4 protein-coding genes are annotated in these 6158 nt (G+C 68.5%); 2 read left to right on the plus strand and 2 right to left on the minus strand.

Annotated elements, in window-relative coordinates; translation table 11 throughout:
• Nucleotides 1–4 precede the first annotated feature (4 nt).
• Nucleotides 5–787: a 3-hydroxybutyrate dehydrogenase gene (locus tag HXX10_RS17320; RefSeq protein WP_296524038.1), complete on the minus strand. Its 783-nt coding sequence runs from the start codon at nt 785–787 to the stop codon at nt 5–7.
• A gap of 428 nt (nt 788–1215) precedes the next feature.
• Between HXX10_RS17320 and HXX10_RS17325 the strand changes: the two genes are divergently transcribed.
• A complete protein-coding gene (locus HXX10_RS17325; protein WP_296524039.1) occupies nt 1216–1902 on the plus strand; it encodes a GntR family transcriptional regulator in 687 nt (228 codons plus the stop codon).
• A gap of 37 nt (nt 1903–1939) precedes the next feature.
• Here HXX10_RS17325 and HXX10_RS17330 read toward each other — a convergent pair whose 3' ends face one another.
• On the minus strand, nt 1940–3196 hold the full coding sequence (locus HXX10_RS17330) for an N-acetylmuramoyl-L-alanine amidase (protein WP_296524040.1): 1257 nt from the start codon (nt 3194–3196) through the stop codon (nt 1940–1942).
• 651 nt (nt 3197–3847) lie between these two features.
• On the opposite strand from HXX10_RS17330, the gene HXX10_RS17335 reads away from it, so the two are divergent.
• A partial coding sequence (locus HXX10_RS17335; protein ID WP_296524041.1) for an Rne/Rng family ribonuclease occupies nt 3848–6158 on the plus strand: 2311 nt, incomplete at its 3' end.

Below are 6158 nucleotides of genomic sequence, written 5' to 3' on the forward strand. Positions count from 1 at the left end.
TCTTTCAGCGGGCCGTGTAGCCACCGTCGACGACGATCGTCGTCCCGGTGATCGACTTGGCGCCGTCGCTGCACAGGAACGCGGCGGTGGCGCCGATTTCTGCGGGATCGATGGCGCGTTGGGTGGGCGTGTTGGCGAGAAAGACTCGCTTCAGCGCCTCGTCTTCGGTGCAGCCCAGCACCTTGGCCTGGTCCGGAAGCTGGTTGCGGATCAGGTCGGTCAGCACCAGGCCGGGGCAGATGGCGTTGCAGGTGATGCCGTGCTCCGCCACTTCGAGCGCGACCGCCTTGGTCAGCCCGACGACGCCGTGCTTGGCGGCGATGTAGGCCGGCTTGTGCGGCGAGCCGACCAGTCCGTGCACCGACGAGATGTTGACGATCCGGCCCCAGCTCCGCGCGATCATGCCGGGCAGCACCGCCTTGATGAGGTGGAACTGGGCGTCGAGCATCACCGAGCGCAGGTGGTCCCACCTCTCCTCGGGGAACTCGACAATCGGGGCGACGAATTGCAGGCCGGCGTCGTTGACCAGGATGTCGACGGTGCCCATCGCCGCGATCGCGTCGGCGACCAGGCGGCGGGCTTCCTCGGGCTTGCTCAGATCGGCGCCGGAATGAAAGACCTTAACGCCGTTCTGGCTGCCGATGTCGGCGCACAGGCGCTCCGGCACGCCGACGGGGGCGAAGCCACCGATCATCAGGTTGCACCCGCAGTCGGCCAGCGCCTTGGCGATCGCCAAGCCGATCCCGCTGGTCGCCCCGGTGACGATGGCGTTCCGCTGTTTGAGCATCCCGATCCCCATCGAGCTCAATCTTTTATTAATCCTGCGCCTGCCGACCGCAATCGTCAAGATCATAGATATGTGATCACAGATCACGATATTCGAATTCAGGAGAGGGCGCGTATGCGGCACACTCCCAGGTAGGGGCGCGCGCCGCGGGCCGGCGGGACGGCGCCGAGCCCCCATCGAGTCGAGTTCGATCGCGTGGAGCCTGGGAAAGGCCGGTCGGACTGGTGGTCGCTGGTTCGAGATCGGTCGACTGGCCCGGGCCGCCCGCCGTCGACCCGGGCGTCTCACGACGCGCGCTTCGCGCCTCCGTCGGGCGAGGAGCGAGACGCAAGACCGACGCGACGCGCCATGCGAAGCCGCGCTTTGTTGCCTTGCTCGTTGCACTGCGTCATGGTCGGCGCGCCTGACGAACGCTCGGATTCTCAGCGATGTATGATTGTCTTCCCTCGATCGACGTCTCGACGTTGCAGGAGAGGGTGTATCAAAGCCTGCGGCTCGCCTTTCTGCGGGGGCACTTCCAGCCAGGCGATCAGATCTCGATCCGAAAGCTGGCCGATGCGCTCGGCACCAGCCCGATGCCGGTGCGCGAGGCGCTCAAGCGGCTGATGGCCGAAAAGGCCGTGGAGCAGTCCTCCAACCGCCAGATCCGGGTCGCCCCGTTCAATTCCCAGGTGCACCAGGAATTCGTCCGCATCCGGATGCAGCTCGAGGGCTATGCGGCCGAGCGGGCGGTGCGGCTGCGCGATGCCGGGCTGGTGGCAAAGCTGGCCGACATCAACCAGCAGATGCTCGCCGCCGCCAAGGCCGGGCAGATCGACGCGGCGCTGACCGGGAACCACAGCTTTCATTTCGAGATCTACCGGACGACCGGCTATTCGCAGCTCGTCGACATCCTAGAAAGCCTGTGGATGCGCACCGGGCCTTTCCTGGCCACGATCCATCAGAAGCCGGCCCATGCGGTCCGGTTCTTCGAGAACGGCCACCGCTTCCATGCCCGGGTCATCGAGGCGATCAAGGCGCAGGACGTGAAGGCGGCGCGCCGGGCCATCGCCCTCGACATCCGCACCGGCACGATGTTCCTGAGCAAGATCTACGAGCCGAAAGAGCCGGCCTGAAACGCGCCGTATCGGCCGGCGGCGCCCTCCCCTGCCCTCAGTTCGCGCCCGTGGCCTCGCTCGGGCCGGCGAGGCGGGGATGGAAGAAGGCGTTGACGGCCTGGGCGATGGACTCGGTCGCCTTGGACCGCCAGGCGTCCGAGGTCAGTTGCTTCATGTCGGCCTTGTTGGACACGTAGCCGAGCTCGACCAGCACCGAGGGCACGTCGGGTGCGGTCAGCACCCGGAAGCCGGCCGCCTTCAGCGGATGTTTGTGCAGCCTAGCAGTGGATTTCAGTTCACCCACCAGGGTGCGGGCGAACTGGGCCGAATAGTTCTTGGTCTCGCGCTGGGCGAGGTCGATCAGGATGTCGGCGATGTCGTCCGGCTCGGCCGAGAGGTCGACGCCCGAGATCACGTCGGCCTTGTTCTCGGCCTCGGCGAGGCGCGCCGCCTCGGCGTCGGAGGCGTGCTCCGAGAGCGTGTAGACGGTCGCCCCCTCGGCGCCGCCGTCGCGGCGGGCGAGCGCGTCGCAATGGATCGAGATGAAGAGCTGGGCCTCCCGTTGGCGGGCGAGGCGCACCCGGTCGTTCAGCGGCACGAAGCGGTCGTCGGTCCTGGTCATCACCACCCGGTACTTGCCGGTCTGCTCGAGCTTGTCGCGCAACATCAGGGCGAAGGCGAGCACCAGGGTCTTCTCCTCCTCACCGGTCGGCGCCCTGGTGCCGTTGTCGATGCCGCCATGGCCGGGATCGACCACGATGATGGGCCGCGGATCGCCGTTGGGCGGCGCGTCGCGCTCGGAGCGGCGCTGCGACTCGCGCGGCAGCCGGTTGTCGATCGCGGCGGCGCGCAGGAAGGTGGCGCGGTCGACCGATGCGAGGTCGAGCACCAGCCGGGCCGGCAGGCCGTCGGCCGGATCGAGGACGAAGGCCCGCTCCACCCGCACCGGGCCGGTGGTGTCGATGACGATGCGGGATCCGCCCGGCATCACCAGGCCGTAGCGGAACGCCTTGACCAGGCCGCGCGTGCGCTCGCCGGCCTTGGGCGGCAACTGGAACGTCACCTGCGGCAGGTCGATGATCACCCGGTAGGGGTCGGCGAGCGTGAAGGCCCGCATCTCGACCGACCGGGAAAGATCGACGACGAATCGGGTCTGGCCGGCGTCGCCGGCCAGGCGCGCGTCGGTCGCCAACGGGAAGCCTGCCGGGGCAGCCGGCGCGGGACGGTCCTGCGCGGGCGCCGATGCAACGCCGGCGTGCAGCGCGCCGAGAACGACGGCAACGACCAGCCCAAGGGCGAGACCCCGTGCCACCTCGTTGCGCCTCCCCGTACAGCTTCCCGAATAAACTCTGACGGTTAACGTAGGCTTTCTCGCGGCGGGGCCGAACCGGGCATCGCTCCGATCTGCCTTTGAACGAGGCAAATGGCTGACCGACCACGGATTCCCGACCCACCCTCGCCCGGACGTGAAGTGCATGCGGCTTGCCAATGGGCCATGACGCGCCTTAATAAGGGGTGCTGGTGGATTCTTGAGAGTCCGGTTCCGCCGTGTTGGGGCGCCCGGGAAGCTCGAAGTCCCGTCCCCCGTTTTCGGCGCCGCCCCCCGAGGCGGCACGCGGGAGCGGTCGGCAGCGAGACGTCGCCTCCTTCTAAGGAAGATTGGATGCGTTTGCGATCCGATTGGACGTTCACGCGAAAATTCCCCAGCCCTTGACCCGTCGCGGCCACCTCGCGTGGCCACCGCACCCCAGGATTCGGAGCCGATGTCCGGGACACAGTACGAGGAGCACATCGTCGGGCGCTGTGAAAGAGCGCCGGCGCTCCCGTCCCCGGCTCCCGGACCGCGACTCGCGCTTCGACCCTCTTGGTCCCACCCCCCCTTCGGCCTGCATCGTCCGTCGCGCCTGCCTGCTCGCATCGCGGGACCGGCTGGCGCGCGGCCGCGCCGTACAGAGACACAAACATGGCGAATAAGATGCTCATCGACGCGACCCACCCGGAAGAGACCCGGGTCGTCGTGCTTCGCGGTAACAGAGTAGAGGAATTCGATTTCGAGTCGGCGAGCCGCCGACAGCTCCGGGGCAACATCTACCTGGCCAAGGTGACGCGGGTCGAACCCTCGCTCCAGGCCGCGTTCGTGGATTACGGCGGCAATCGCCACGGCTTCCTGGCCTTCAGCGAAATCCACCCGGACTACTACCAGATCCCGGTCGCCGATCGGCAGGTGCTGATCGACGAGGAGGAGCGCGCCCACCGGGCCGCCGAGGCCGAGGCCGACCGCCGCGCCGCCGCCCGGTCCGGCGGCTCGCGCCAGGTCGCCGCCGGGCGCCCGCCGCATCGTGACGACCGCGTCGCCAGCGAGCCGGTCGCCGACTCGGACGAGGGCAGCCACGACGAGCCCCCGCGCGACGCGCCGACCAAGGCCGAGGGCGAGGCGCAGACCGAGCTCGACTTCGCCCGCTCCGAGAGTGACATCCCGCCGGCCCCCGAGGCCGCGACGGAGCCGACGGCCGCACCGAGCGCCGCCGAGATCGCGGGCGAGCCCGCCGGCGTGACGGTCGCCAGCGCCGACACTCCGGTTCCCGCCACGTCCGAGGAACCGGCGGCCGCCGAGGCTGCAGCGCCGACCCCTGTGTCGGCCGAAGCCGCCCCGGTCGAGGGCGAGATCCTGCCGCCCGAGGGCGCGCCCGGCAACGGCGACGACGACGACGAGGATGACGACGACGACGACGAGGATGACGACGACGACGATGATGAGGACGACGACGACGAGAACGGCGAGGAGGAGGAGACCATCGAGTCGGTCGGCGGTGCCGATGCGCTCGAGGAGCTTCCCGACCGCACGCCGCGCTCACGCCGCCAGTACAAGATCCAGGAGGTGATCAAGCGCCGCCAGGTCATGCTGGTGCAGGTCGTCAAGGAAGAGCGCGGCACCAAGGGCGCGGCGCTGACCACCTACCTGTCGCTCGCCGGCCGCTACTCGGTGCTGATGCCCAACACGGCCCGCGGCGGCGGCATCAGCCGCAAGATCACCAACACGGTGGACCGCAGGCGCCTCAAGGAGATCGCCCAGGACCTCGAGGTTCCGGAGGGGATGGGCGTGATCCTGCGCACCGCCGGCGCGGCGCGCACCAAGACCGAGGTCAAGCGCGACTTCGAGTATCTGCTGCGCGTGTGGGAGCAGGTCCGCGACCTGACGCTCAAGTCCACGGCCGCCACCCTCGTCTACGAGGAAGGCTCGGTGGTGAAGCGGGCGATCCGCGATCTCTACAACAAGGAGATCGACGAGGTCATCGTCGCCGGCGAGGACGCCTATCGCGAGGCCAAGGACTTCATGCGCATGCTCATGCCGAGCCATGCGAAGAACGTGAAGCTCTACACCGAGCCGCAACCGCTGCTCACCCGCTACGGCGTCGAGACGCAGCTCGACGCGATGTTCTCGCCGACCGTGCAGCTCCGCTCCGGCGGCTACATCGTGCTCGACCAGACCGAGGCGCTGGTCGCCATCGACGTCAACTCCGGCCGCGCCACCCGCGAGCATCACATCGAGGACACGGCGCTCAAGACCAATCTCGAGGCCTGCGAGGAGGTCGCCCGCCAGCTCAGATTGCGCGATCTCGCCGGCCTGATCGTCATCGACTTCATCGACATGGACGAGAAGCGGAACAACCGCTCGGTCGAGCGTCGCCTGAAGGAGTGCCTGAAGAACGACCGCGCCCGCATCCAGGTCGGCCGCATCTCGCATTTCGGCCTGATGGAGATGTCGCGCCAGCGCATCCGCACCAGCGTGTTCGAGAGTTCGACCGAGAAGTGCCCGCATTGCGGCGGCACCGGCCATGTCCGCTCGGTCTCGTCGGTCGCCCTGCAATGCCTGCGCATGCTCGAGGAAGGGCTCATGCGCGGCGCCACCCATAACCTGACCATCCGCAGCGGCACCGACACGGCCCTCTACATGCTCAACCACAAGCGCGCTCATCTGAGCGAGCTCGAGCACCGCTTCCGCCTCACCATCACGGTCAAGGCCGATCCCGCCGTGATGGGCCAGCACCCCTTCGTGATCGAGAAGAACGAGCAGGTGCACACCCTCGAGCAGGCGCGTGCGATCGCCGCCCAGTCGGCGACGGCGCTGCCGTCCCTGGTCCGGATCGAGGAGGAGGCCGAGGACGAGATCGAGGAGGCCTACGCCGAGACCGAGACCGAGGTCGAGACGGTGGAGAACGAGGAGGTCGAGGAGCGCACCGAGGCCGACGCCGAGAACGGCGACGGCCTCGGTG

It is taken from the genome of Rhodoplanes sp. (genome assembly GCF_013377085.1).
GTDB lineage: Bacteria > Pseudomonadota > Alphaproteobacteria > Rhizobiales > Xanthobacteraceae > Rhodoplanes.